The organism is Pseudomonas sp. F-14 TE3482 (assembly GCF_053629455.1).
In genome coordinates, this window is record NZ_JBRJII010000001.1 from 1626683 (window position 1) to 1652467 (window position 25785).

Consider the following 25785-nt stretch of genomic DNA (forward strand, 5'->3'; position numbering starts at 1 on the left):
TAGCCGAAGGACCGTGCCATGAATCCGTTTCGAACCCTTGTTGTTGCGCTGCTGCTGAGCGTCGGTGCGTCCGCGCTGGCGGCTGAGAACGGCAGCGGCGATCCGCGTTACACCATCCAGAACCCACCGGCCTACGCCATGCTTGGCGATTTACTGATTGCTCGACCTTTGTTGGTGGCGGCGACGGTGATCGGTGCCGGGGCGTTTGTGCTGTCGTTGCCGTTTACCGCACTGGGCGGCGGCATTGGCGATGCGGGAAAGGCGTTGGTGGTCGATCCGGCGAAAGCCGCATTTGTGCGGTGCCTGGGGTGCATCGGGGAGGGGTTTGAGCAGCGGGAGTGAGCTCTAAAAGCTTCGCGGGCAAGCCTCGCTCCTACAGAACCCCGTCGTTCATGAATTTCGAGGACGACGCGGACCTGTAGGAGCGAGGCTTGCCCGCGAAGGCGCCCTGACAGGCGCCGGATGACTCAAGCCTTACCAGTAATCTTGCGGTACTTCTCCATCAACTGTTCTTCAGTCTCCGGATGGGTCTCGTCCAGCGGGATGCAATCCACCGGGCAGACCTGCTGGCACTGCGGTTCGTCGTAGTGGCCGACACATTGTGTGCACAGGTTCGGGTCGATCACGTAGATCTCTTCGCCTTGGGAGATGGCGGCGTTCGGGCACTCAGGTTCGCAGACGTCGCAGTTGATGCAATCGTCGGTGATGATCAGGGACATGCTAACTCCAGCCAGGGCGGCAGGCCCGGGCGCAATAAATCAATGCGCACAATTGTGCCGCATTGGCGCCCGCAGTGCACGCGGGCGCGATCAAGTGCAGCGATCGAAGATTGCGGTAGCCGTAAAAGATCGCAGTCTTCGGCAGCTCCTACTTTTTAAAGCGTAGGGTGAGGGCGTCGGCCACCGCCGGGTGGACGAACTTGGTGATATCGCCACCCAGGGCTGCGATTTCACGCACCAGCGTCGAGGAAATGAACGAATAACGCTCGGACGGCGTAAGAAACAGGCTTTCCACATCCGGTGCCAGTTGGCGGTTCATGTTGGCCAGCTGGAATTCGTATTCGAAGTCCGATACCGCGCGCAAACCACGCAGGAATACGTTGGCGTTCTTCTCTTTGGCGAAGTGCGCGAGCAGCGTCGAGAAGCCGACGACTTCAACGTTCGGCAGATGTTTAGTGACCTCGCGGGCCAGCTCCACACGTTGTTCCAGGGGAAACAGCGGGTTTTTTTTCGGGCTGGCGGCGACGGCGATGATCACGTGATCGAACAGGCGCGAGGCGCGTTCGACCAGATCGCCATGGCCCTTGGTAATAGGGTCGAAGGTACCTGGGTACAACACTCGGTTCATCGCGTCGTCCTGGCGGGAGTCCGTTGGGGAGTCGGATGGTATCGCAGCCTTCCCGGTCGGCCAAGTCGCCTGTTGGGTAAGAAAGCACTATAGACGATGGGAATATTCCGCGTTTTCATGGGTTTTTCAAACGTTCGGCCAGCGAAGTCGCCAATTGTGCCGTCAGTCCGTAGACCGACAATTGGGGGTTTGCCCCAATGCTGGTGGGGAAAAGCGAGCCGTCATGAATCGACAGATTGGCGAGTTGGTGATGTTGGCCGAGGCTGTCGGTCACGGCATTTTTCGGGTCTTCACCCATGGCACAACCGCCCATCACATGAGCACTGCCCAGGCGCGTGCGATACAACTCAAGGCTCAGGTCATCAATCAGTGTGCGTGCTTCGGCCAGGGTTTTCACGTAGCGCGCGTCGGCGTGCATCGGCATCACGGCGTTGGCGCCACCGGCGAACTGGATCTCGGCCATGCTGTGGAAAGCCCGGCGCAACCCGTCCCAGGCGTAGGGTGAAACCTGATAGTCGAGCACCGGTGTGCCGTCACCGCGCAATTCAACGCTGCCGCCAGGGCTTTCCGGGTGAAAACCATCTCGCAGCAACGCCAGCATGGCGTGGGTGTGCGGCAGGTTTGCCATATGCCGGGCGCTTTCCGTGCCGAAGCCGCCCAGCAGGGTGCTGGCCAGTGCCGGGTGCAATGGTGGGACTTCCAGTTTGTAAGACATCTTGCCGGTGGTGCCATCCTGCCACTGGAAATGGTCGGAATAGATCGACTGCGGCGCGCCGTAAAATGGGTTGATCACCTCATCAAACAGCCCGGCGGACATGTTTACCAGGTGTAGGAACGTCCGTTTGCCCAGCCGCTCGTGAGGATCCGGCGCTTCGGAGCGCAATAGCAGCGCCGGGCTGTTGATCCCGCCGCCGGCCAGTACGTAATGCCGCGCCTTGACCGTAATCGTGCGTCCGGTGGGCGCAACGCAACGCTCATCCATTGCCACGCATTGCAGCCCCGTAACCCTGCCGTCTTTGAGCGACAGCTTTTCTGCGCGGGCCAGATAGAGCAGCTCGCCACCTTTTTCCAGGGTCGCCGGGATGGTCGTGACCAGCATCGATTGCTTGGCGTTGGTCGGGCAACCCATGCCGCAGTAGCCGATGTTCCAGCAGCCGCGCACGTTGCGCGGAATCACATGCCAGGCGTAGCCGAGTTTTTCGCAGCCCTTGCGGATGACGTCGTTGTTGGCGTTGGGCGGCACCATCCATGGCGCGACACCCAGGCGTTGTTCCATTTTCTCGAACCAGGGCGCCATCTCGGCCGGTGTGTGGCCTTTGACGTCGTGCTCTTTGGCCCAGTGTTCCAGCGTCGGGTCCGGGGTGCGAAAGCTTGAGGTCCAGTTGATCAGCGTGGTGCCGCCCACCGCCCGACCCTGGAGGATGGTGATCGCGCCGTCCTTGCTCATGCGCCCGATGCCTTCCTGATAGAGGCTGCTGTAGGCCTGGTCTTCGAGCATCTTGAAGTCGCTGCTGGTCTTGAGCGGGCCTTCTTCGATCAGCAACACTTTGTAGCCAGCAGTGCTGAGGATTTCGGCAGTGGTCCCGCCGCCGGCACCGCTGCCGATGATTGCCACGTCCGCTTCGAGGGTCAGGTCCTGAGTCAGACGGGCGCCGTTGTAGGTTTTCCAGCCACGGGCCAGGCCTTCGCGGAACGGATCGGGTACGGGCATGTTTGGGGTTCTCTTATTATTTTGGATTCTGTGGTGAGGCGGCTGACGTCATCGCGGGCAAGCCACGCTCCCACAGGGTTTGAGTCGTTCACAAAAGGGTGGTCCATCTCAAAACCTGTGGGAGCGTGGCTTGCCCGCGATAGCGTCGACTCGGTCTCAAACCGAAGGTGGCCCGGGATACCCGCAATGCGCCCACGACTCCGCCCGGCTGTACCACGCCATCATCACCATTTGCAGCAACGAGCTGTGGCCCATGCGCAGCAGGCTCAACGAGCTGTTCTCCCAACGGTCGAGAAAATGCCGGATCTGTTCGCTGCTGGCGTTTTCCCAACTGCCCCAAATTCCGGTCAGTGGGCCGCGGGTAATGCTCATCCCCAATACATCGAACAATTGCCGGGTCAGTTTGAGCATTTCCGGCGACAGGTGATTCAGGCCGTTATCCAGGCTGTACAAGGTCTCGGCGACGGCGGTCGGCATTTTTTCGACGGCCACGGCGCCGTCGAGCATCACCGGAATCACTGCCCGCAGAAATAGCAGGTCGCCGCTGCGCAGAATCGCGAAACCGCTGGCCGGCGTATTCGACGAGCAGCCGCTGAGGCTCGCGCCTAATCCGGCGGTGGCCAGAAAGGCGCTGGCGCCGAGGCTGAATTTAAGCAGGCCGCGCCGTGACAGCGCGGGTGTATCGGACAGGCTTGGGCTCATTATTGTTTTTACCCGGCGGTGAGGATGTTTAGCGGATAAACAGCTTCTGGATCAGTTTCTGAATGGACTTGCCGTAGGGCGGATAGATCAATTTCGCCGCATTGAAGCGTTGTTTGATCAGCACGCCTTTGGCCTTGCTGAAGGTCAGGAAGCCTTCGTGGCCGTGGTAGTGGCCCATGCCCGAGGCACCGATGCCGCCGAACGGCATGTCGTCTTGAGCAACGTGAAGCAAGGTGTCATTGAGGCAAACGCCGCCCGAATGGGTTTCGTGGAGGACGCGGTTTTGCTCGCGCTTGTCGTAGCCGAAGTAATACAGCGCCAGCGGGCGAGGCCGTTGGTTGATGTAGGCAAACGCTTCATCGAGATCCTTGTACGGCACGATTGGCAGCAACGGGCCGAAGATTTCGTCCTGCATCACTGTCATGTCGTCGCTGACGTTGAGCAACAGGCTATGGCTCATGCGCCGGCCCTGGCCCTGGTCGAACAGCGGAATCAGCAGGGCGCCCTTGCTGGTGGCATCGCTGAGGTAGCCATTGAGCCGTGCCAGCTGCCGGTCGTTGATGATGGCGGTGTAGTCCGGGTTGTCGGCCAGCGTCGGATAAAACCCGCGAACCGCCTGACGATAGGCTTCGACGAAGGAGCCGACGCGGTCTTCCGGCACCAGCACGTAGTCCGGGGCGACACAGGTTTGCCCGGCATTGAGGGTCTTGCCGAAAGCGATGCGCTCGGCGGCGTCCTTGAGCGGCACATCGTGGGAAACGATGGCCGGGGACTTGCCGCCCAGCTCGAGGGTCACCGGGGTCAGGTTCTCGGCCGCCGCGCGCATCACGTGTTTGCCGATACTGGTGGCGCCCGTGAACAGCAAGTGATCGAAACGCAACCGCGAGAACGCCACACCGATATCAGCCTCGCCCAGCACCACGCAGACCAGGTCCTGGGGAAAGATTCGGCCCAGCAATTCCTTGAGCAGCAAACCGGTGGCGGGGGTCGATTCGCTGAGTTTGAGCATCACCCGGTTGCCTGCCGCCAACGCACCCACCAGCGGCCCGATGGCCAGGTAAAGCGGGTAGTTCCACGGCACGATCACTCCGACCACGCCCAACGGCTGATAAACCACTTTGGCCGACGCTGGCTGAAAGGCGAGGCCGACTTTGCGCCGCGAAGCTTTCATCCAGCCTTTGAGGTGCCGGCTGGCGTAGTGAATGCCGTGCAGGCTGGGCATCAGTTCGGCGAGCAGGGTTTCATCGGCGCTGCGGTGGCTGAAATCCTGGCTGATCGCATTGATCAGAGCCTGACGCTCATTGCTCAGCAGATCCTTCAACGCCTTTAGCCATTGCTGGCGCTGAGCTGCGGGTGGCATGGGGTTGGCGGCATACGCCGCGCGCTGAACATCGAACAGAGTTTGGAGTTCGTCCAGAGGCTGCTGCAGGTTCTTCAGGTAGGCAATGTCTGCAGGCATGGTCGGCTCCGGATTTATTGTAATGAGGAACTTTTTAGAGTCTATGCTCTAGAAAGTCAAATAGCACTTTGGTACAGCTTTGTTTTATCCATGCGCGGATAGGTCGTAAGATGCCTCTCATCGCACTCTGAATTAAAGCTCAAGCCATGGCCCCTCGGATCAAAACCAGCGAGCGCATCGTGCAGAACAGCCTGGAGCTGTTCAATCAACAGGGCGAGCGCAGTATCAGCACCAACCACATTGCTGCCCACATGGAAATTTCCCCGGGCAACCTGTACTACCACTTCCCCAACAAGCAGGCGATCATCGCCGTGTTGTTCAGTGAGTACGAAAACCTGGTGGACAGCTTCCTGCGCCCGCCCCAGGGCCGCGCCGCGACGGTCGAAGACAAGCGCTTCTACCTCAAGGAACTGCTCGCCGCCATGTGGCAATACCGCTTCCTGCATCGCGACCTCGAGCATTTGCTCGACAGCGATCCTGAGCTGGCTGCCCGTTACCGGCGTTTTTCCCAGCGCTGCCTGATCCAGGGCACACACATCTACGCGGGTTTCGTCGAGGCCGGCATTCTGCGCATGGACAAGGTTCAGATCGAATCCCTGACCCTCAATGCCTGGATCATCCTCACCTCATGGGTGCGTTTTCTGTGCACGACGCGGGAAAATTCCAACCATCTGAGCGAACAGGCCATCAAACGAGGCGTGTATCAGGTGCTGGTGCTGGAGGCCGGGTTTGTCACGGATCAATCTCGCGATGCGGTGAATGCACTGTTCGAAGAGTTTTATGTGCCGCTGGCCCAGGCGCTGGAAGAAGTGGGATAAAGAGTGCAGTAGGATTCGAGACAGACAAAATCACAGGAGCCCGTTATGCCCATTGCGCAACTGATCAGCCCGCAAGTGTTGGACCTGAAAAAGGAGACGCCGGGGCTGGTGATTCTGGATTGTCGTTTTGCCCTCGAAGACCCTGATTACGGGCAGCGCAGCTACGCCGAAGGGCATATTGCCGGATCGAGCTTTGCCGATCTTGAGCGTGATTTGAGCGGGACAGTGGTCAAGGGGGTTACCGGACGTCACCCATTGCCTGAACCCGCCGACTTGATCGAACGCTTTCAAGCCTGGGGCATCAACGCCGACAGCGAAGTGGTTTTGTACGATGACGGTCCCGGCGCCTACGCGGCGCGGGCCTGGTGGTTGCTGGCGTGGCTGGGTAAACGCGACGGTGTGTTCATTCTCGATGGCGGGCTGAAAGCCTGGCACGCCGCCGGATTGCCCCTGAGTCTTGATCCGCCGTCGGTTACCCGTGGCACCTTCACCGGGACGCCGGATGCTTCGTTGGTGCTCAGCGCCGAACAACTCCAGCAACGTCTCGGCCAGTCCGCGTTGACCTTGCTCGACGCCCGCGGTTTGCCGCGCTTCAAGGGTGAAATGGAGCCGATCGATCCGGTTGCCGGGCACATCCCCGGCGCACAATGTGCCGCGTTCACCGATAACCTGGGCAGCGACGGGCGGTTCCTGCCGGCCGAACAGCTCAAGCAGCGGTTTGCCGCGAAACTCGGTGATCGTTCACCGACGGAGCTGGTCGCGTATTGCGGTTCCGGCGTGACCGCCTGCCATAACCTGTTCGCCCTGTGCCTGGCGGGTTATCCGTTGGGAGCGTTGTATGCCGGCTCGTGGAGCGAGTGGATCAACGATCCTGCGCGAGGCGTTGCCAAGGGCGAATGAAAGATCAAAAGATCGCAGCCTTCGGCAGCTCCATGAAACGCATCTCCCTGTAGGAGCTGCCGAAGGCTGCGATCTTTTAGCGGCACATTGTTATTCCAGGCACGATCCAGCCCCATGGGTTACTTGCGCCCTGTGGTGGCGAGCCATTGGGGAATGCGCCGTTCCAGGTAATAACCAGGCTGCCGGAACGAGCCCTCGACGAAGCCGACATGCCCACCCTTGGCCTGCAACTCGAATTGAGTGCTGGCGGACAATTCGTCGGCATGCGGCAGGCTATGAGGAAAGACAAACGGGTCGTCGGCCGCCTGGATAATCAGGGTTGGTGTGCGAATCTCCCCAAGGAAATAACGACTCGAAGCGCGGCGATAATAATCCGCGGCATCGGCGAAACCATTCAGCGGCGCGGTGACCCGGCCATCGAAGTCCCAGAAGGTGCGCATGTTTTCCAGCGAGCCCAGCGCAGCCAATGCCGCCAAGCCATCCTGATGCCCTTCATGCTGGAACCTGCGCTGCTTGTTCTTGATGTACGCGACCATCTCCCGCATGAAATGCGCTTGATAGAATTTTGAGAAACCCTGACTGATACGATCGGCACACTGATCGAGCCGAAACGGCACCGACACCGCCACCGCGCCAAGTACGCCGCTGTTGCTGCCGGTTTCGCCCAGGTGCTTGAGCAACACATTGCCGCCCATGGAATAACCGACCGCATACAGCGGTGCGAGAGGGCGCTGGGTTCGCAGGTGCTTGATGGTTTCGGCCAGGTCTTCGCTGGCCCCGGAATGGTAACTGCGCGGCAGCAGATTGGGTTCGCCGGAACAGCCTCGCCAGTTCAGCGCGACGCTGGCCCAACCCTGGGCGCCCAGCGCCTTCTGCACACCGGCCACGTAAGGTGAATTCGATGAGCCAGTCAGGCCGTGCAGCACCAGCACCAGTGGCACATTCGCGCTGTGGGGGCCATGCCAGTCCAGGTCAAGGAAGTCGCCGTCTTCGAGCCATAAGCGTTCGCGCTCGCGGTCCAGGTGTGTGGTTTTGCGCCATAGCGGTCCCCACAAGGTTTGTAAATGCGGATTGCCCAGGCCGTAGGCGGGGGTGAAACGTTCTGGCAGATGGGACACGATTGCTCTCGATGCAGCGGTGCTTACCCGCAGCGTTAACTGACTGAGCTTCGCACCGTTTTTACAGGCCGGACTAACCGGCGATCCCTGCCATACGTTGCCACAACGCGTAGTACACCCGTCCTGATTTTTGCTCCCGATGCAGGCGCCAATTTTCTGGCAAACCCAATATCGACGGTGCCGTTTCGCTTTCAGTGTAGACCCACGCATCGTCACTCAGCCAATGACGCTCTTCGAGCAAAGTGCAAACGGCCGGCAACAGATTCTGATTGAACGGCGGGTCGAGAAACACCAGATCGAACGCCGTGGCCGGTTGGGTTTCCAGATAGCGCAAGGCGTCGGCAGTCTGTACCTGGCCGGTCGTGCAGCGCAGGGTGCCCAGATGTTCCTTGATGCTCGCTACCGCAATGTTGCTGGCATCCAGTGCCTGGCCCATTGCTGCGCCACGGGACAAAGCCTCGAGAAACAATGCGCCACTACCGGCAAATGGATCGAGCACCTTGGCCCCGGCGACATAGGGCGCGAGCCAGTTGAACAGGGTTTCACGGACTCGGTCCGGCGTTGGACGCAAGCCTGGCGCATCGGGGAAGCTCAGCTTTCGGCTGCCCCATTCACCGCCGATGATGCGCAGTTGATTCAAGCCATTATGCACGTTGTGAACAGGTTTCTTTGGACGGGCCATTAATGCTCCGGAACCCCGAGCGGTTGCTCGGCAGGTTTATCAGTTGGGGCCGGTAACGGCTTTTGCGGCACGGTCGGGCCAGCGCTGACGATGACCAGTTTGTCCGTGCTCAGGTGTTTGTTCAATGCGGTTTTGACTTGCTCGACGGTCAGGCTCTGGGACTGCTGCATGAAGTCTTCCAGGTAGCTCAGCGGCAAGTTGTAAAAACCCATGGCGCCGAGCTGCCCGACGATATCGGCGTTGCTGGCGGTGGACAGCGGAAAGCTGCCGGCCAGTTCACGCTTGGCATCGTCGAGTTCTTTCTCGGTGGGGCCGGTTTTAAGGTAGTCGGCGAGCACGTCCTGCACCAGTTTCAGCGTGCCTTCGCTCATCTCGGCGCGGGTTTGCAGGTTGATCATGAACGGGCCGCGAACCTGCATCGGGCTGAAACCCGAATACACGCCGTAGGCCAGGCCACGTTTCTCGCGCACTTCGCTCATCAACCGGGTGCCGAAGCCACCGCCGCCAAGGATCTGATTGCCCAGGGACAATGCCGTGTAATCCGGATCGTCACGGTCAATGCCCAGTTGCGCGATCATCAGGTTGGTCTGCTTGGACGGAAACTCGATGTGGCCGATGCTGGGCTTGGGGTCGGTCGGTTGTTCGATTTTCGCCAGGGCCGGCCCTTTGGGTAGATCGGCGGACACTTGTGCGGCAACCGCCTCGGCCTCGGCGCGGGACAGGTCGCCCACCAGCGCGATCACCACGTTACCGGCGGCGTAGGCTTTCTGATGGAAGGCCCGCAACTGCGCCAGGGTAATCGGTGGAATGCTTTTCGCCGTGCCATCGCTGGAATGCGCGTACGGGTGATCGCCATACAAGCGGTTCATCAGCTCCAGGCTGGCGAGTTTGCCGGGGTTCTGTTTCTGGTATTCGAAGCCGGCCAGCATCTGGTTCTTGATGCGTGCAAAGGAATCGGCGGGGAGGGTCGGTTTGCCGACCACTTCAGCAAACAGCTTCAAGGCAGGCTCGCGTTTATCTGCGGCACTGAGGCTGCGCAGCGAGGCAATCGCCATGTCTTTATAGGCGCCGTTACCGAAATCGGCCCCCAGGCCTTCGAAGCCCTGGGCGATAGCGCTGACATCCTTGCCGGCCACACCTTCATTGAGCATGGCATTGGTCAGCAGTGCCAGGCCAGGAGCATCGCCGTCCTGGCTGCTGCCGGCAGCGAAGATCAGGCGCATGTCGAACATCGGCAGCTCACGGGCCTCGACGAACATTACCTTGGCGCCTTCGGCGGTGTTCCAGGTTTGCACATTCAGCGAGCGATGGCTTGGGGCCTTGCCGTCGAGTTCTGCCAACGATTGCAGTTTCTTGCTGGCCTTGGCTTTGTCGAGGGCTTCGCTGGCGCTGGTTTCGTCAGACTTGGAGAAATAGAAGGCGGCGGACCCGAGCAGTGCAATGACGATCAGGCCGATCAGGGCCAGGCGCGGTTTTTTACGCTCACTCATGAGTCGTCTCCTGTGGCAGTACATGGGCGACGCTGAGACGTGCGCGAGTGAAATACAGGTTGGCGGCCTTCTGGATGTCTTGCGGGGTCACGCTTTCCAGTTCGGCGAGTTCGGTGTCCATCAGTTTCCAGGACAGCCCGACGGTTTCCAGTTGGCCAATGGCGGTGGCCTGGCTGGTAATCGAGTCACGCTCGTAGACCAGGCCGGCAATGACCTGAGCCCGCACGCGCTCCAGCTCTTCAATGGATGGCGCGGTGGTTTTAAGCTGTTCGAGCAGTTTCCACAGGCCGGCTTCCGCCTGGGCCATGGTTTTCTTTTTCTGGGTGTTCGGCGTAGCCGACAAAGTGAACAGACTGTCGCCGCGGGTGTAGGCGTCGTAGCTCGACGAACCGCCGGACACCAGCTCTTCGCCGCGTTCCAGTTGCGTCGGGATCCGGCCGCTGTAGCCGCCGTCGAGCAGTGCGGAGATCAGGCGCAGAGCGTTCACCGAGCGCTTGTCTTCGGCGGTAGCGATGCTCGGCACGTTGAAGGCCAGCATCAGGCTCGGCAATTGGGTCTGCACATGCAGGGTGATTTTCCGTTCGCCGGGCTCGGCCAGCTCCAGCGGGATTTTCGCGGGTGGCACGTCGCGCTTGGCGATCGGGCCGAAGTAACGCTGGGCCAGGGTTTTGACTTCGTCCGGGGTGACGTCACCGACTACCACGAGGGTGGCGTTGTTTGGCACATACCAGGATTGATACCAGTGGCGCAGTTCTTCGACCTTCATGCGGTCGAGGTCCGCCATCCAGCCGATGGTCGGCGTGTGATAACCGCTGGCGGGGTAGGCCATGGCAATGAAGCGTTCGTAGGCCTTGGACATCGGCTTGTCATCAGTGCGCAGGCGGCGTTCTTCCTTGATCACCTCGATCTCGCGGGTGAACTCGTCGGCCGGCAGGCGCAGATTGGCCATGCGGTCGGCTTCCAGCTCGAAGGCCACGCCCAGACGATCACGGGCCAGCACTTGGTAATACGCGGTGAAGTCATCGCTGGTGAAGGCGTTCTCTTCGGCACCGAGGTCACGCAGGATCAGCGACGCTTCGCCGGGGCCGACCTTCTCGCTGCCCTTGAACATCATGTGTTCCAGCGCATGGGACAGCCCGGTCTGGCCTGGGGTTTCATAGCTTGAGCCGACCTTGTACCAGACCTGGGAAACGACGACTGGCGCACGATGGTCTTCGCGCACCACGACCTTCAGGCCGTTGTCGAGGGTGAATTCGTGGGTGGGTTGTGGATCGGCAGCCAGGGCTGAAAGTGGCAGACAAACTGTACTGAACAGCAGGCCTGCAGCGCGGCGGGCTAGAGCATTCATTCGTTTTTAAACCTGTTGGGCTGCCCGCTTGGTCTTAGCGTCGGCGGGCGAGAGGGTGCTAGGATACTGATCCGTTTTACTGGCGGCCACGCCTATCAGGCCTTTACGTTTGATCAGGTTGTATGGGTTTACGGCTTGGGCTTTGAGTTTGTCAGCTAAACTCTGCGTTTTCGCCGACGATGCCGTTCCAGTCCTTTGTATTAATCAACCTTTGAGGTGCCGTTGGTACCTCGACAAAATGTTGCGCGTGAACAAGCTGGATGAATCGCAGTCTGTTCTGCATCGAATTATTTATTGCCGAGGCGCCCTTTGGCGCGTCGCTACCGTGAGATAGCCGTCCTCCATGTTTGGTTCCAACGACGACAAGAAGACCCCAGCTGCGGCTGGCGAGAAAAAAAGCCTGTTCGGATGGCTGCGCAAAAAGCCGCAGGAACCCGTTGTCGAACAGCCACAACCACTTCCTGAGCCAACACCTGCGCCAGTCGTGGAAGAAGCGCCCGCGCCGGTTGCCCTGCCGATTGCCGAGCCGGTGCTGCAATCCGCGGCCGAGCCTGTTCCTGTTGCTGAAACCGTAGTCGTGGCCCCGTTGCCGCTGACGCCTGCCGCCGAGCCGTGGCTGACGTTGCCGGTGGCGGAAGAGCCGGTGGCATTGGTCGAAGATGAGCAAGCAGCTCATATCACGCCGCCGATTCCGGCCCCGACTGCGTTTGCTCCTGAGCCGGTTCAGGCGCCAGTGGTTGAGCCGGTGGTCGAACCTGTGTTCGTGGCCGAGCCTGCGCTGGTTGCTCCAGAACCTGTAGTGACTGCATTTGTTGCTCCCGCTCCGGTTGCTCCGATTGTTCAAGCGCCAGAGCCTGCACCTGCACCGGTTATCGCTCCTGTCGCCACCACGCCTGCACCCGTCGAAACTCCGGTCGAGCCGGTGCGAACCGAAGAGACCAAGGCCGGCTTCTTCGCCCGTCTCAAACAAGGCTTGTCCAAGACCAGCGCCAGCATTGGCGAGGGCATGGCCAGCCTGTTCCTCGGCAAGAAAATCATCGATGACGAGTTGCTCGAAGACATCGAAACCCGTCTGCTGACCGCCGATGTCGGCGTCGAAGCGACGTCGGTGATCATTCAGCGCCTGACCCAGAAAGTCGCCCGCAAAGAGCTGGCTGATGCCGACGCGTTGTACAAATCCTTACAGGCGGAGCTGGCGGCGATGCTCAAGCCCGTCGAGCAGCCACTGAAAATCAACTCGCAGAACAAGCCGTTCGTGATTCTGGTGGTGGGCGTCAACGGCGCCGGCAAGACCACCACCATCGGCAAACTGGCGAAGAAGCTGCAGCTGGAAGGCAAGAAAGTCATGCTCGCCGCTGGTGATACTTTCCGTGCCGCAGCGGTCGAGCAATTGCAGGTCTGGGGCGAGCGCAACAAGATCCCGGTGATCGCCCAGCACACCGGCGCCGACTCGGCTTCGGTCATCTTCGATGCCGTGCAGGCCGCCAAGGCCCGTGGCATTGACGTGCTGATCGCCGACACCGCCGGTCGCTTGCACACCAAAGACAACCTGATGGAAGAACTGAAAAAAGTTCGCCGGGTGATCGGCAAGCTTGATGCCGACGCGCCCCATGAGGTGCTGCTGGTGCTTGACGCCGGTACCGGCCAGAACGCCATCAACCAGGCCAAGCAATTCAACCAGACCGTCGAACTGACTGGCCTGGCGCTGACCAAGCTCGACGGCACTGCCAAGGGCGGGGTGATTTTCGCCCTGGCCAAGCAGTTTGGCTTGCCGATTCGCTATATCGGCGTCGGCGAAGGCATCGATGATTTGCGTACTTTTGAAGCAGAACCCTTTGTCCAGGCATTGTTTGCCGAGCGGGAGCGTTCATGATTCGTTTCGAACAGGTCGGTAAACGCTACCCGAATGGTCACGTCGGCTTGCATGAGCTGAGTTTTCGAGTCCGTCGGGGTGAATTCTTGTTTGTCACCGGCCATTCCGGCGCCGGTAAAAGCACCTTGTTGCGCCTGCTGCTGGCGATGGAACGTCCGACCACCGGCAAATTGCTGCTGGCAGGGCAAGACCTGAGCACCATCAGCAATGCGCAGATTCCGTTCCTGCGCCGGCAAATCGGCGTTGTGTTTCAGAATCACCAGCTACTGTTCGATCGCACGGTGTTCAACAACGTCGCATTGCCGCTGCAGATCCTTGGCCTGTCCAAGGCCGAAGTCGTCAAGCGCGTGGACTCGGCCCTGGAGCGCGTGGCGCTCTCGGACAAAACCGATCTCTACCCCGGCGACCTGTCCACCGGCCAGCAACAGCGGGTCGGCATCGCTCGCGCCATCGTGCACCGTCCGGCCTTGCTGCTGGCGGATGAACCGACCGGTAACCTCGATCCGCGTCTGGCGGCAGAAATCATGGGCGTGTTCGAAGACATCAACCGTTTGGGCACCAGCGTGCTGATCGCCAGTCACGACCTGGCACTGATTGCCCGCATGCGTCATCGCATGCTCACCCTGCAGCGTGGCCGATTGATCGGCGACGGGGAGGCTGGCGTATGAGTGCAACACGTAGCCCCAAGGTTTCCGAGCGCGTAGCCCCGAAGGCCGCCGATCCGCAACCGCAGCAGCAGAAGAAAAAGCGCGACGATGACGATGGCCCGGACTTCCCTACGCTGTTCCGTGCCTGGATCGAAAGCCATCGCGCCAGTCTGCTGGACAGCTTGCGCCGCTTGGGTAAACACCCGATCGGCAGCTTTTTCACCTGCATGGTGATGGCAGTTGCCCTCAGCTTGCCGATGGGCCTGTCACTTTTGCTAAGTAACGTCGAGCGTCTCGGCGGTTCCTGGCAGCGTGCGGCGCAGATTTCCCTGTACCTGCAACTCGATGCCAGTCCTGAACAGGGCGAGTCATTGCGTGAGCAGATCAAGGGCATGCCGGGCGTGGCCGACGCCGAATACGTGGGGCGCGATCAGGCGCTGGAAGAGTTCCAGCAGCAGTCCGGGCTAGGCGAAGCGCTCAAGGAACTCCCGGAAAACCCGCTACCGGGCGTGGTCCTGGTGACCCCGAACGAGGTCGACAAGCCCGCGCTTGAAGCATTGAGACAAAAACTTTCCGAATTGCCGAAGGTACAACAGGCGCAACTTGATCTAGTCTGGGTCGAGCGTCTGGCAGCCATCCTCAAGCTGGGCGACCGATTTGTCTTCGGTCTGACCGTGCTTTTGGTTTCTGCATTACTTTTGGTGATAGGCAATACCATTCGTCTTCATATTGAAAACCGCCGCACAGAGATAGAAGTGATTAAACTCGTCGGCGGCACTGACAGCTATGTGCGCAGGCCCTTTCTGTATATGGGCGCGCTTTATGGCTTTGGTGCGGGGATTCTTTCCTGGGGTGTATTGGCGTTCGGCCTGAACTGGCTGAACGACGCGGTGGTTGGACTGGCCGGTTTGTACGGCAGTGATTTTGCGCTGGCCGGAGTGCCAGTTGCCGACGGTCTATCGCTCTTGCTTGGCGCGGTGCTGTTGGGGTATATCGGTGCATGGATTGCAGTCGCACGCCACCTGCGGGAGCTTGCGCCAAAGTAATATCATTTTGCTCGTATTGACCTTTCAGCGTTTATGGGAACTTGTCTTTTGGTTTCCGGTCAATTTTCGCAGTGCTGAACTGCACGAGTTATGTAAGTCGGAGGTTTTTTCGTATGACCAATTCTTTGCAGCCTGCATATGCTCTGGTCCCGGGTGCGAACCTGGAGGCCTATGTGCACACGGTGAACAGCATTCCATTGCTGACGCCGGAGCAGGAGCGTGAACTGGCCGAGAGTCTCTATTATGAGCAGGATTTGGGGGCGGCTCGGCAGATGGTGCTCGCCCACCTGCGTTTTGTCGTACACATTGCCCGTAGCTATTCCGGCTACGGCCTGGCCCAGGCTGACCTGATCCAGGAAGGCAACGTCGGCCTGATGAAAGCGGTCAAGCGTTTCAACCCGGAAATGGGTGTACGCCTGGTGTCCTTTGCGGTGCACTGGATCAAGGCGGAAATCCACGAGTTCATCCTGCGCAACTGGCGGATCGTGAAAGTCGCGACCACCAAGGCTCAGCGCAAGCTGTTCTTTAACCTGCGCAGCCAGAAGAAACGTCTGGCCTGGCTGAACAACGAGGAAGTCCATCGCGTGGCGGAAAGCCTCGGCGTAGAGCCGCGGGAAGTGCGCGAGATGGAAAGTCGTCTGACCGGCCATGACATGGCCTTCGACCCGGCCGCGGAAGCGGACGACGACAGTGCATTCCAGTCGCCGGCCAACTACCTGGAAGACCACCGGTACGATCCGGCCCGTCAACTGGAAGACGCCGACTGGAGCGACAACTCAAACCACAACCTGCACGAAGCGCTTGAAGTGCTGGACGACCGCAGCCGCGACATCCTCTACCAGCGCTGGCTGGCAGAAGAAAAAGCTACGCTGCACGACCTGGCGCAGAAGTACAACGTGTCGGCCGAGCGTATTCGTCAGCTCGAGAAGAGCGCGATGAACAAGCTCAAGTTGTCGATCGCCGCCTAACCGCAGCGCCGGCAATAAAAAACGCCCCGATCATTGATCGGGGCGTTTTTGTTGGTGCCCATTTTTCAGCTTCGCCTTGGTCCCTGTGGGAGCGGGCTTGCCCGCGATGACGGCTGATCATTCAACATTGATGTCGACTGGCACTACGCCTTCGCGGGCAAGCCCGCTCCCACAGGGTTCTGTAGTGCCCGAAAAATCGTGAGTGGTTACTGAGCCCAAGGTGCCCGGCGCGAATCGTTGAGCCCGAGCAGATAGCTATCCCCGCCCAACTGGCTCATCTGCTGGCGAATCCACCCGGCCCGTCTTGCAACGTAAGAGGTTGGATGACTGGCGCTCCACACCCGCGGGTTCGGCAGTACCGCAGCCAGTAAACTTGCCTGCTGTCGGGATATCGAGCGAGCGCCTACACCAAAGTGATGCCGAGCCGCCGCTTCGGCGCCAAACACGCCTTCATCCCACTCGACGCTGTTGAGGTACACCTCAAGAATCCGCTGTTTGGGCCAGAGCACCTCGATCAGCCCGGTAAACCAGGCCTCCAGGCCTTTGCGCAGCCAGCTGCGGCCAGACCACAGAAACAGGTTCTTCGACACTTGCTGGCTCAGAGTGCTGGCACCACGAATCGAGCCGCCGCGCTCGTTATGCGCAAACGCTGCCTGAATTGCGCCGATATCAAAGCCCCAATGCTCGGGAAACTTCTGATCTTCACCGGCAATCACTGCGACTTTCAGGTCGTCGGAGATTTCATCCCAGGGTTTCCAGGTGCGTTGCAGGTCAATGGGTTCGCCGTCGAACCAGGATTCGACCTTGCGTTCCACCATCAACGCCGTTCCCGGTGGCGGCACCACCCGGAACAGCAACACCAGCAATACGCTGCCGCCCGCGAACCAGAGCAGGGCCTTCGTGAAACGACGGAAAATTAACTGCAGCATAGAGATGGCTTGGCCGAACCCGTTGAGCCGGCCATTATACAGACCCTGTTGATCGAGTCTGACTGGAGTTCTTCATGTTGCGTGGCTTCCTGATGTTGGCTGCTTTTTTCGGCTTCACCGGTGTTGCCTTGGGCGCATTCGCCGCCCATGGTCTGAAAAGCCGCCTGAGCGCCGAGTACCTGGCGATTTTCCATACGGGCGTCACCTATCAACTGGTGCATACCCTGGCGCTGCTGGGGGTAGCGCTGCTCGCCACGCAAATTCCCGGTCGACTGATTACTTGGGCCGGCGCATCCTTTGCTATCGGCATTCTGTTGTTTTCCGGCAGCCTGTACCTGCTGACGATCACCGGCATCAGCAAGCTCGGGATCGTGACGCCCTTCGGTGGCCTGGCGTTCCTGGTCGGCTGGGTTTGCCTGGGGCTTGCCGCCTGGCGGTTGAGCTGACCACGCGGTCCATTTCGTGACGAATGGCTTGGGTCGGCCTGACCGATCGGGCTAGAATGCCAGCCCCTAAAAATGATGGCGGCATTCGGTATGCGCATTCAATTGAACGGCGAATCCCTTGAACTGCCCGACGGTGAAACCGTTGCGGCCCTGCTGACCCGTCTGGAACTGACCGGACGCCGGGTGGCGGTCGAGCTCAATCTGGATATCGTCCCGCGCAGCCAGCACGCAGAAACCACCCTAAATGATGGTGACTCCGTAGAAGTCGTGCACGCCATCGGCGGCGGCTAGTCGTCTGGCCCAAGAGGCCACAGAATTATTCTGCAAGAACCTCACCCCTACAGAGGATTTCCCATGAGCATCGTTCGTAGCGACAAGCCCTTCGTCCTGGCCGGTCGTACTTACCAGTCGCGTTTGCTGGTAGGCACCGGCAAGTACCGCGACATGGAAGAAACCCGCCTGGCCATCGAAGCCTCGGGTGCCGAGATCGTCACCTTCGCCGTGCGCCGCACCAACCTCGGCCAGAACCCGGGCGAACCGAACCTGCTCGAAGTCCTGTCGCCGGATCGCTACACCTTCCTGCCTAACACCGCCGGTTGCTTCGACGCTACCGAGGCTGTGCGCACCTGCCGTCTGGCCCGTGAGCTGCTCGGCGGCCACAACCTGGTAAAGCTGGAAGTGCTGGCGGATCAGAAAACCCTGTTCCCTAACGTGATCGAAACCCTCAAGGCCGCCGAAGTGCTGGTCAAGGAAGGTTTCGACGTGATGGTGTACACCAGCGATGACCCGATCATTGCCCGTCAACTGGCGGAAATCGGCTGCATCGCGGTCATGCCGCTGGCCGGTCTGATCGGTACAGGCCTGGGGATCTGCAACCCGTACAACCTGCAGATCATCCTCGAAGAAGCGAAAATTCCGGTGCTGGTGGATGCCGGTGTTGGTACCGCCTCCGACGCCACCATCGCCATGGAGCTGGGCTGTGAAGCGGTGCTGATGAACTCGGCCATCGCCCATGCCCAGCAGCCGATCATGATGGCTGAAGCCATGAAACACGCCATCGTTGCGGGCCGTCTGGCCTACCTCGCCGGCCGCATGCCGAAAAAACTCTATGCCAGCGCTTCCTCGCCGCTGGATGGTCTGATCAAGTAAGAGCCATTGATGACTGAATCAAACGACACGCCTATCCAGATGGAAGAAGGCGACGAGCGCCAACACCGCCGCATCAAGAGTTTCGTGATGCGCGCCGGGCGCATGACTGAAGGCCAGCAACGTGGTCTGGACCAAGGCACACCGCTGTTCGTACTGCCTTTGGCCGATGCACCGGTGGATTTCGATCAGGTGTTCGGTCGCTCGGCGCCGCGCTCGCTGGAAATCGGCTTTGGCATGGGTCATTCGCTGCTGGAAATGGCCGCGGCCTCGCCGGAGCAGGATTTCATTGGCGTTGAGGTTCACCGTCCGGGTGTCGGTGCGCTGCTCAATGGCGTGCTGACTCAGGGCCTGACCAACCTGCGCGTCTACGATTGCGATGCAATCGAAGTGCTCAACCGTTGCATCGCCGACAACAGCCTCGATCGCCTGATGCTGTTTTTCCCGGACCCGTGGCACAAGAGCCGTCACCACAAGCGTCGTATCGTTCAGGCGTCATTCGCCGAACTGGTGCGCAGCAAGTTGAAAGTCGGTGGTGTGTTGCACATGGCCACCGACTGGGAACCGTACGCCGAGTACATGCTGGAAGTGATGAACGTCGCGCCGGGCTATCGCAACCTCGCCGAAGACGGCAAATGCGTCCCGCGCCCGACCGAACGCCCGATCACCAAGTTCGAACGCCGCGGCGAACGCCTTGGGCATGGCGTGTGGGATCTGAAGTTCGAAAAACAGTCGTAAAACCTGTGGGAGCGGGCTTGCCCGCGATGGCGGTCTGACAGTCAACAAAGATGTTGAATGTTATGGTCTCATCGCGGGCAAGCCCGCTCCCACATTGTTTTGTGTGCTATTCGAATTTAGCGGCGGTCTGCTACGACGCCAATCAACACCAGCACCACCAACAACACCGGTGCCAGGCTGTAGTTGTTGAACTGGCTCAGGCCTTTGATGATCCATGGCGTTGCATAGATCAGCGCCACGCCACTGCCGACCATGCACAGCAGGGCCATCAGCGGGACGCGCAAGGCGCCGGCGATGCTGCCCAGGCGTTGGTCGACCCAACCCTTGATGTCGGCGCCAAACAGCACCAGCAGGCAGCCCACCAGCGCCAGAGAGATTTCCGATAGGTTGCTACGGCTCCAGCGGGACACGGTGGCGAGCAGGTCGAGTACCAGATCCATTCGATTTCCTTATGTCAGAAATTTTTGCAGCAAGTCATTGAGAAAGAGTTGTCCGCGCAGCGTGGCGGCCAGACGTGACGGTTCGACCTGCAACAAGCCACTTTGTTCGGCTTCGCGACGGCCTTCGGCGAGGCTTTCCAGGGACAGCCCGGTGCGCTCCGGATACAACCGCGCTTCGACGCCCTCGGTCAGGCGCAAGGCGTTCATCAGGAACTCAAACGGCAGTTCTTCGTCGGGCAGCGCTTTCTCGCCAGCCTTGAAGCTTTTGGCCGGATTGAGGTAGTCCTTCGGCAGGCGGGTCTTCCAGGTGCGCACGATGCGCCCGTCCGGATGGCTGAGCTTGCCGTGGGCGCCGGCGCCGATGCCGATGAAGTCGCCGAAACTCCAGTAATTGAGGTTATGCCGCGCCGCACGACCGGGCAGGGCATAGGCCGAAACTTCGTATTGCACGTAACCGTGTTCGGCCAACAGTGCCTGACCGGCCTCCTGAATATCCCACAGGGTGTCGTCTTCCGGCAGCGTCGGCGGCTGGTTCCAGAACACCGTGTTCGGTTCCAGCGTCAGCTGATACCAGGACAGGTGCGTCGGCTTCAGGGCAATGGCCTGGCGCAGGTCGTTCAGGGCATCGTTCAGGGACTGATCGGGCAAACCATGCATCAGGTCCAGGTTGAAGTTGTCGAAACCGGCCTGACGCGCCATGCCGGCGGCACGCACGGCCTCATCGCCGTTGTGAATCCGCCCCAGGGCCTTGAGTTTTTCTTCCTGAAAGCTCTGGATGCCGATCGACAGGCGATTGATGCCCAGCGCCCGGTAAGCGACGAACTTTTCCTGCTCGAAGGTTCCGGGGTTGGCTTCCAGGGTGATTTCAATGTCGCTGGCAAACGGAATTCGTTGCTCGACGCCCTTGAGCAGGCGACCCAGCGCCTTGGCACTGAACAGGCTCGGCGTGCCGCCACCGAAGAAGATCGAACTCAGCTCACGGCCATAGACCGCATGCAGGTCTTGATCGAGGTCGGCCAGTAGGGCGTCGACATATTCTTCTTCCGGCAGCACGGGGCTGGCGGTGTGGGAGTTGAAGTCGCAATAAGGGCATTTGCGTACACACCATGGAATGTGGATGTACAACGCCAAGGGCGGCAGTACGGGCAGGGCCGCTCGCGGCGATTGGGCGGCGCCGCCGAAGATCAGCGGCGACGCGGACGAGTCATGGGTCATTTCAGGCCCAGACGCTGGCGCAGCAGATCCATTGCACGGGCGCGGTGACTGATCTGGTTCTTGTCGCTCGGGCTCAGCTCGGCGCTGGAGCACTCGCGCTCCGGCACCCAGAACAGCGGGTCGTAGCCGAAACCGTGTTCGCCGCTGGCCTGGGTCAGGATGCGCCCATGCCACAGGCCTTCGCAGAGGATCGGCAACGGATCGTCGGCATGACGCACCAATGCCAGCACGCAGACGAATTGCGCACCGCGCTCGGCTTCGGGCACATCTTTCAAGACGTCGAGCAGTTTGGCGTTGTTCGCCGCATCGCCTTTACCGTCGGCGTAACGGGCCGAATAAATGCCCGGTGCACCGCCGAGGAAATCCACCGCCAGCCCCGAATCGTCGGCCAAGGCTGGCAGCCCGGAAATGCGCGAGGCATTGCGTGCCTTGAGAATGGCGTTCTCGACGAACGACAGGCCGGTTTCTTCAGGCTCGACGCTGCTGAACTCGCCGATCGAGCGCAAGTGCACCGATTCGCCGAGCATGGCCTGGAGTTCCTTGAGTTTGCCGGCGTTGTGGCTGGCCAGTACGAGTTGGGTGAAATTCATCATTGGCCAGGGAAAAGCTCTTGTTGGAAACTGATGGTGTTGGTTTTGTCGCCGGTCTGCACTTTGATGTCAAAGGTGCGGATTTCCTGCTGATCCACCGGGAACTGGGCGATGTAGTACACCGCACCTGTTTCGGTGATCTGTTTGAACTTCAGCGGGATGCTTTGGCTGGTCAGGTCTTTGACCGTGCCGCTGACCTGAGCCGTCTGTGGTTTACCTTCCTTGAGTACCGAGACGTTGATCACGCCCTGATTCTTGCTGCGAGTCAGCTCCGCCGCTTTGGCGATTTCCGGCGTCAGGAAGGTGGAATTGAAGGTGTTGTAATGCACCGTCACGTCGCCAAAGGTTTCCTTGCGCTCGCCCTTGATGACGTCGGCGGCCATGGCGGTGACGCTCAGGCAGGCAGTAAGTAAAAACAGTGCTAGACGACCCATGATCGTTCTCCTCGAAGTGTCGTGATTCAGACCGCGACCTTGTGGTCCGGCAGACCGGGGCTGCTGACGCGGTAGATGCCGATCTCACCTAACAGATTAGGCCATAGCTTACTGGCCCACCCATGCCGATGCTGTTGATCCACGGCAAGCCGATCAATGACCTTGGCTTCACGTTCGCGACACAGCGCTTCAAAGTCTTCGAAAGTGCAGAAGTGGATGTTCGGCGTGTTGTACCAGGTGTACGGCAGAAACTCCGAAACCGGCATCCGGCCCTTGCTCGCCAGGTACCAGCGGCAGCGCCAGTGACCGAAGTTGGGGAAGGTGATAATGCACTGGCGACCGACGCGCAGCATTTCGTCGAGGATCCTGTCCGGGTAGTGCACAGCTTGCAGGGCCTGGGTCATGACCACGATGTCGAAGCTGTTGCTGGCGAAGTTGCCCAGGCCCTTGTCCAGATCTTGCTCGATGACGTTGATGCCCTTGGCCACGCACTCGGCAATGTTGTCCGGGTCGTTTTCCAGGCCATAGCCGGTAACCTGTTTGTGGTCACGCAGCCAGGTCAGCAACTCGCCATCACCGCAACCGAGGTCGAGCACGCGGCTGCCGGCGGGGATCCATTCCTGGATGATTTCCAGATCGGCTCTCATGTCTTCCTCAAAGCGCTATACGGTTCATGTAATTGCTGAAGGCCTGCAAATAACGCGGGATCGGAATCAGGAAGGCATCGTGGCCTTGCGGAGCGTCGATCTCCAGGTAGCAGACGTCTTTCCTGGCCGCCATCAGCGCGTCCACCAGTTCCCGCGAGCGGGCAGGGGAGAAGCGCCAATCGGTGGTGAAGGACATCACGCAGAACCTGGCCTGGGCATTGGCGAAGGTTTTCGCCAGGTCGTCGTCGAAGTTTGCCGCCGGGTCGAAGTAGTCCAGTGCCTTGGTCATCAGCAGGTAGGTGTTGGCGTCGAAACGTCCGGAAAACTCTTCGCCCTGATAGCGCAGGTAGCTTTCGACCTGGAACTCGACGCTGTGGAAGTCGTAGTTGAGCTTTTCGCTCTTCAGGCCGCGACCGAATTTCTCGCCCATGGAGTCGTCGGACAGGTACGTGATGTGCCCGACCATCCGCGCCAGCATCAGCCCGCGCTTGGGGATTACACCTGCTTCCTGGAACGAGCCGCCGTGGAACTCCGGGTCGGTGAGGATCGCCTGGCGTGCGACTTCGTTGAACGCGATGTTCTGCGCCGACAGTTTCGGTGCCGAGGCGATGGCCAGGCAGTGCCGCACGCGGTCCGGGTAAGTGATGGTCCACTGCAAGGCCTGCATGCCGCCGAGGCTGCCGCCGATCACCGCCGCCCATTGGTGGATGCCGAGCAGGTCGGCGAGACGCGCCTGGCTGTGGACCCAGTCTTCCACGGTCAGTACCGGGAAATCGGCGCCGAATGGCTTGCCGGTTTCCGGATTGACACTGCTGGGGCCGGTGGAACCATTGCACCCGCCGAGATTATTCAGGCTGACCACGAAGAACTTGTTGGTGTCGATCGGCTTGCCGGGGCCGATGCAGCTGTCCCACCAACCGGGTTTGCGGTCGTCGGGGCTGTGGAAGCCGGCAGCGTGATGGTGACCGGACAAGGCGTGGCAGATCAGCACGGCGTTGCTCGCCGTAGCGTTCAGCGTGCCGTAGGTTTCGTAGATCAGGTCATAAGCGGGCAGCGAACGTCCGCAGGCCAAGGCCAGGGGTTCACTGAAGTGCGCCACTTGCGGCGTCACCAGACCAACAGAATCGGGGGGGAAGGCAGCTGGCATCGACCCTGCTCTCATTGAAATGAGGCGTAAGTCTAAAGACCGCTGTGGCTAGCGGCAAGCAAAGGCCGGGCCTGATTTTTTCCTGTGAGACCGAGGCGTGACCATCGCGGGCAAGCCACGCTCCCACATTGGAATGCGTACCCCTGTGGGAGCGTGGCTTGCCCGCGATGAACGATGACACGGTTAGCCGGACTGTCGAACCAGATCCGGCAAATCCGGCAGCTTCTTCGGTGAACAAATCCGCACCCGTTTCTGCCGGTTCAGCTCTCCGCTGATCAAACTCACCTGACTCTTGGAAACCCCGAACGCCTTGGCCAGAAACGCCATCAGGTACGCATTGGCCTTGCCTTCAACCGGCGGTGCGGTCAGGCGGATCTTCAGGCGATCGCCATGCAGCCCGCAGAAATCATCGCTGCGGGCCGCCGGTTGCAGGTGACATTCCAGAATCAGGTCATCACCGTCCCAGCGAAAGTAGCTCATCAGATCAGGCCGAGCAGCCCCTGCGGCATGAGGGCATAGTACGCAAGTCGCGGGATCAGCCAGCTTTGCAGTAACTGGATCGCGATAAACGCGAAGATCGGCGAGATGTCGAGGCCGCCCAGGTTCGGAATGATACGGCGGAACGGGGCGAGTACCGGTTCAGTGATCTGCTGTACCAGCTCTGCGCCCGGATTGTGGCTCCCAGGGGCGACCCAGGACAGGATCACGCTGATGATCATCGCGTAGAAAAGAACACTCAGAAACAGCGAGAAGACTGCGATCAGTGCCCAAGGCACCAAAAGCAGCAAGTCGACCTCGAAGCCTTTGAGCAGCAGGATGACTGCTATCAGCACCATCTGCACGATCAGCGCCAGTACCAGTGACGACATGTCCAGCCCGAACATGCTCGGGATGACCCGGCGCAGGGGCTTGAGCAGCGGTTGAGTGGCTTTGACGATGAACTGGCAGAGCGGGTTGTAAAAATTCGCCCGAACCAGTTGCAGGATGAAGCGCAGCAGCACGATCAGCAGGTACAGGCTGCCCAGGGTTTTGATGATGAAAATGGCAGCGTCATTGAGTCCGAGCATCATTGATTCCTTTGTAAGAGCTGATTAGCGACCGAGTTGCTCAGCCATCTCGGCCGAGCGGTGCGCAGCGGCGCCGAGTGCTTTTTCTACCAGGGCTTCGAAGCCGCCGGCCTGGAACGACTTGATCGCCGCTTCGGTGGTGCCCGCAGGCGACGTCACGCGACGACGCAGTTCAGCCGCGTCGACATCGCTTGCGACCGCCATGTGTGCAGCACCCAAAGCGGTTTGCACGGTCAGTTGTGCGGCGATGTCCGCTGGCAGGCCGAGCTTCACGCCCGCGGCGGTCATGGCTTCGATCAGCAGGAAGAAATACGCAGGGCCCGAGCCGGAAACGGCGGTGACCGCGTCCAGTTGCTGTTCTTCGTTCAGCCACAGGGCAATGCCAACCGCCGACAGCAATTCTTCAGCTTGCTGGCGTTGTTCGGCGCTCACTTCGCTGGTGGCGAACAAACCGCTCACGCCCTGACGCAGCAGCGCCGGGGTGTTGGGCATGCAGCGCACGATGGGCTGGGCGCCAAGCCAGTTGTTCATGCTGGCGCAGGTGATGCCTGCCGCAATCGAGACCACCAGTTGATTCGGCGCAAGGCTTGGGCGAATGGCTTCGCACACGGCTTTCATCGCCTGGGGTTTGACCGCCAGCACGATCACGTCCACGCCCTGAATGGCGTCGGCGTTGTCGGCGAACACTTCGATGCCGTGTTCGGCACTCACGCGGGCACGGGTTTGTTCACCCGGATCACTGGCGCGGATTTGCGCGGCGTCCAGACCTTTGGCGCGCAGGCCGCCGATCAGGCTGGCGGCCATGTTGCCGGCTCCGATAAAGGCAATACGAGTCTTGCTCATGTCAGGTCCTTATAAAGAGAGGTGTCAGCCATTG

General features: G+C 60.2%; 30 protein-coding genes. 11 read left to right on the forward strand and 19 right to left on the reverse strand.

All coding sequences use genetic code 11. The annotated features are described in order from the left end of the window. Nucleotides 1–18: 18 nt before the first annotated feature. A complete protein-coding gene (locus AB7M26_RS07210) occupies nucleotides 19–342 on the forward strand; it encodes a multidrug transporter (RefSeq protein WP_123500281.1) in 324 nt (107 codons plus the stop codon). A 125-nt stretch (nucleotides 343–467) separates the two neighbouring features. Here AB7M26_RS07210 and AB7M26_RS07215 read toward each other — a convergent pair whose 3' ends face one another. The 5 genes from AB7M26_RS07215 to AB7M26_RS07235 all read right to left on the reverse strand — a co-directional run bounded on the left by AB7M26_RS07215 (nucleotide 468) and on the right by AB7M26_RS07235 (nucleotide 5219). Then, nucleotides 468–719: a YfhL family 4Fe-4S dicluster ferredoxin gene (locus AB7M26_RS07215; RefSeq protein ID WP_123500279.1), complete on the reverse strand. Its 252-nt coding sequence runs from the start codon at nucleotides 717–719 to the stop codon at nucleotides 468–470. 148 nt (nucleotides 720–867) lie between these two features. Continuing rightward, nucleotides 868–1347 (reverse strand): pantetheine-phosphate adenylyltransferase, encoded by a 480-nt coding sequence (gene coaD / locus AB7M26_RS07220; protein ID WP_007897855.1) that lies wholly within the window; start codon nucleotides 1345–1347, stop codon nucleotides 868–870. A gap of 115 nt (nucleotides 1348–1462) precedes the next feature. Continuing rightward, nucleotides 1463–3058, reverse strand: coding sequence for a GMC family oxidoreductase (locus tag AB7M26_RS07225; protein WP_123500277.1), 1596 nt, complete (start codon nucleotides 3056–3058; stop codon nucleotides 1463–1465). A 156-nt stretch (nucleotides 3059–3214) separates the two neighbouring features. Further along, nucleotides 3215–3760: a twin-arginine translocation pathway signal protein gene (locus AB7M26_RS07230; RefSeq protein ID WP_123500276.1), complete on the reverse strand. Its 546-nt coding sequence runs from the start codon at nucleotides 3758–3760 to the stop codon at nucleotides 3215–3217. 28 nt (nucleotides 3761–3788) lie between these two features. Beyond that, the gene (locus tag AB7M26_RS07235; RefSeq protein WP_123500274.1) at nucleotides 3789–5219 is read right to left on the reverse strand and encodes a coniferyl aldehyde dehydrogenase; all 1431 of its coding nucleotides are present in this window, start codon (nucleotides 5217–5219) and stop codon (nucleotides 3789–3791) included. A gap of 146 nt (nucleotides 5220–5365) precedes the next feature. On the opposite strand from AB7M26_RS07235, the gene AB7M26_RS07240 reads away from it, so the two are divergent. Together AB7M26_RS07240 and AB7M26_RS07245 are read left to right on the forward strand one after the other, a co-directional pair. Next, nucleotides 5366–6037 carry a TetR/AcrR family transcriptional regulator gene (locus AB7M26_RS07240; protein WP_123500271.1) on the forward strand — a complete coding sequence of 224 codons (672 nt, stop codon included), beginning with the start codon at nucleotides 5366–5368 and terminating at the stop codon, nucleotides 6035–6037. Between the two features lie 45 nt (nucleotides 6038–6082). Continuing rightward, nucleotides 6083–6937, forward strand: a complete 855-nt coding sequence (locus tag AB7M26_RS07245; protein ID WP_123500269.1) for a sulfurtransferase — start codon at nucleotides 6083–6085, stop codon at nucleotides 6935–6937. A gap of 119 nt (nucleotides 6938–7056) precedes the next feature. Here AB7M26_RS07245 and AB7M26_RS07250 read toward each other — a convergent pair whose 3' ends face one another. From AB7M26_RS07250 to AB7M26_RS07265, 4 genes are all read right to left on the reverse strand, one after another. Then, a complete protein-coding gene (locus AB7M26_RS07250; protein WP_008068083.1) occupies nucleotides 7057–8055 on the reverse strand; it encodes a hydrolase in 999 nt (332 codons plus the stop codon). Nucleotides 8056–8128: 73 nt separating this feature from the next. Beyond that, the gene (rsmD, locus tag AB7M26_RS07255; RefSeq protein WP_123500267.1) at nucleotides 8129–8737 is read right to left on the reverse strand and encodes a 16S rRNA (guanine(966)-N(2))-methyltransferase RsmD; all 609 of its coding nucleotides are present in this window, start codon (nucleotides 8735–8737) and stop codon (nucleotides 8129–8131) included. Beyond that, nucleotides 8737–10227, reverse strand: a complete 1491-nt coding sequence (locus AB7M26_RS07260; RefSeq protein WP_123500264.1) for a M16 family metallopeptidase — start codon at nucleotides 10225–10227, stop codon at nucleotides 8737–8739. Before AB7M26_RS07260 ends, rsmD begins: the two co-directional genes overlap by 1 nt. Continuing rightward, nucleotides 10220–11575 (reverse strand): M16 family metallopeptidase, encoded by a 1356-nt coding sequence (locus AB7M26_RS07265; protein WP_123500261.1) that lies wholly within the window; start codon nucleotides 11573–11575, stop codon nucleotides 10220–10222. Before AB7M26_RS07265 ends, AB7M26_RS07260 begins: the two co-directional genes overlap by 8 nt. 343 nt (nucleotides 11576–11918) lie before the next feature. Here AB7M26_RS07265 and ftsY point away from each other — a divergent pair, with 343 nt between their 5' ends. The 4 genes from ftsY (at nucleotide 11919) to rpoH (ending at nucleotide 16109) form a co-directional block, all read left to right on the forward strand. Then, nucleotides 11919–13448, forward strand: a complete 1530-nt coding sequence (ftsY, locus tag AB7M26_RS07270) for a signal recognition particle-docking protein FtsY (protein ID WP_123500259.1) — start codon at nucleotides 11919–11921, stop codon at nucleotides 13446–13448. Next, the gene (ftsE, locus tag AB7M26_RS07275) at nucleotides 13445–14116 is read left to right on the forward strand and encodes a cell division ATP-binding protein FtsE (RefSeq protein ID WP_018928694.1); all 672 of its coding nucleotides are present in this window, start codon (nucleotides 13445–13447) and stop codon (nucleotides 14114–14116) included. Before ftsY ends, ftsE begins: the two co-directional genes overlap by 4 nt. Next, nucleotides 14113–15141, forward strand: coding sequence for a permease-like cell division protein FtsX (gene ftsX / locus AB7M26_RS07280; RefSeq protein WP_123500257.1), 1029 nt, complete (start codon nucleotides 14113–14115; stop codon nucleotides 15139–15141). Before ftsE ends, ftsX begins: the two co-directional genes overlap by 4 nt. A 113-nt stretch (nucleotides 15142–15254) precedes the next feature. Further along, nucleotides 15255–16109, forward strand: a complete 855-nt coding sequence (gene rpoH, locus AB7M26_RS07285; protein ID WP_007897890.1) for an RNA polymerase sigma factor RpoH — start codon at nucleotides 15255–15257, stop codon at nucleotides 16107–16109. 206 nt (nucleotides 16110–16315) lie between these two features. Here rpoH and mtgA read toward each other — a convergent pair whose 3' ends face one another. Then, the gene (gene mtgA / locus AB7M26_RS07290; RefSeq protein ID WP_123500255.1) at nucleotides 16316–17038 is read right to left on the reverse strand and encodes a monofunctional biosynthetic peptidoglycan transglycosylase; all 723 of its coding nucleotides are present in this window, start codon (nucleotides 17036–17038) and stop codon (nucleotides 16316–16318) included. A gap of 74 nt (nucleotides 17039–17112) precedes the next feature. Between mtgA and AB7M26_RS07295 the strand changes: the two genes are divergently transcribed. The 4 genes from AB7M26_RS07295 to trmB all read left to right on the forward strand — a co-directional run bounded on the left by AB7M26_RS07295 (nucleotide 17113) and on the right by trmB (nucleotide 19368). Beyond that, the gene (locus tag AB7M26_RS07295) at nucleotides 17113–17484 is read left to right on the forward strand and encodes a DUF423 domain-containing protein (RefSeq protein ID WP_038980963.1); all 372 of its coding nucleotides are present in this window, start codon (nucleotides 17113–17115) and stop codon (nucleotides 17482–17484) included. A 90-nt stretch (nucleotides 17485–17574) separates the two neighbouring features. Next, nucleotides 17575–17775, forward strand: coding sequence for a sulfur carrier protein ThiS (gene thiS / locus AB7M26_RS07300; RefSeq protein WP_007897898.1), 201 nt, complete (start codon nucleotides 17575–17577; stop codon nucleotides 17773–17775). Between the two features lie 63 nt (nucleotides 17776–17838). Then, nucleotides 17839–18633 (forward strand): thiazole synthase, encoded by a 795-nt coding sequence (locus AB7M26_RS07305; protein ID WP_007897902.1) that lies wholly within the window; start codon nucleotides 17839–17841, stop codon nucleotides 18631–18633. A 9-nt stretch (nucleotides 18634–18642) separates the two neighbouring features. Continuing rightward, complete coding sequence (trmB, locus tag AB7M26_RS07310; protein ID WP_123500253.1) at nucleotides 18643–19368, forward strand: tRNA (guanosine(46)-N7)-methyltransferase TrmB; 726 nt, start codon at nucleotides 18643–18645, stop codon at nucleotides 19366–19368. A 116-nt stretch (nucleotides 19369–19484) separates the two neighbouring features. Here the strand turns inward: trmB and AB7M26_RS07315 are convergent, their stop codons facing one another. The 9 genes from AB7M26_RS07315 to proC form a co-directional block, all read right to left on the reverse strand. Further along, the gene (locus AB7M26_RS07315) at nucleotides 19485–19808 is read right to left on the reverse strand and encodes a DUF3392 domain-containing protein (protein ID WP_007897907.1); all 324 of its coding nucleotides are present in this window, start codon (nucleotides 19806–19808) and stop codon (nucleotides 19485–19487) included. A gap of 9 nt (nucleotides 19809–19817) precedes the next feature. Continuing rightward, nucleotides 19818–21023 carry a radical SAM family heme chaperone HemW gene (gene hemW / locus AB7M26_RS07320; RefSeq protein ID WP_123500251.1) on the reverse strand — a complete coding sequence of 402 codons (1206 nt, stop codon included), beginning with the start codon at nucleotides 21021–21023 and terminating at the stop codon, nucleotides 19818–19820. Next, on the reverse strand, nucleotides 21020–21616 hold the full coding sequence (gene rdgB, locus AB7M26_RS07325; protein ID WP_123500249.1) for an RdgB/HAM1 family non-canonical purine NTP pyrophosphatase: 597 nt from the start codon (nucleotides 21614–21616) through the stop codon (nucleotides 21020–21022). The genes hemW and rdgB overlap by 4 nt, the downstream gene beginning before the upstream one ends. Further along, complete coding sequence (locus AB7M26_RS07330) at nucleotides 21613–22047, reverse strand: DUF4426 domain-containing protein (RefSeq protein WP_063342254.1); 435 nt, start codon at nucleotides 22045–22047, stop codon at nucleotides 21613–21615. The genes rdgB and AB7M26_RS07330 overlap by 4 nt, the downstream gene beginning before the upstream one ends. Nucleotides 22048–22073: 26 nt before the next feature. Then, nucleotides 22074–22694 (reverse strand): methionine biosynthesis protein MetW, encoded by a 621-nt coding sequence (gene metW, locus AB7M26_RS07335; protein WP_052964988.1) that lies wholly within the window; start codon nucleotides 22692–22694, stop codon nucleotides 22074–22076. Between the two features lie 7 nt (nucleotides 22695–22701). Beyond that, a complete protein-coding gene (gene metX / locus AB7M26_RS07340; protein WP_123500247.1) occupies nucleotides 22702–23841 on the reverse strand; it encodes a homoserine O-succinyltransferase MetX in 1140 nt (379 codons plus the stop codon). A gap of 183 nt (nucleotides 23842–24024) precedes the next feature. Continuing rightward, the gene (locus tag AB7M26_RS07345; RefSeq protein WP_063342256.1) at nucleotides 24025–24321 is read right to left on the reverse strand and encodes a DUF167 domain-containing protein; all 297 of its coding nucleotides are present in this window, start codon (nucleotides 24319–24321) and stop codon (nucleotides 24025–24027) included. Further along, nucleotides 24321–24908, reverse strand: a complete 588-nt coding sequence (locus tag AB7M26_RS07350; protein WP_123500245.1) for a YggT family protein — start codon at nucleotides 24906–24908, stop codon at nucleotides 24321–24323. The genes AB7M26_RS07345 and AB7M26_RS07350 overlap by 1 nt, the downstream gene beginning before the upstream one ends. Before the next feature lie 24 nt (nucleotides 24909–24932). Continuing rightward, nucleotides 24933–25751, reverse strand: a complete 819-nt coding sequence (gene proC, locus AB7M26_RS07355; protein ID WP_123500243.1) for a pyrroline-5-carboxylate reductase — start codon at nucleotides 25749–25751, stop codon at nucleotides 24933–24935. Nucleotides 25752–25785: the final 34 nt, after the last annotated feature.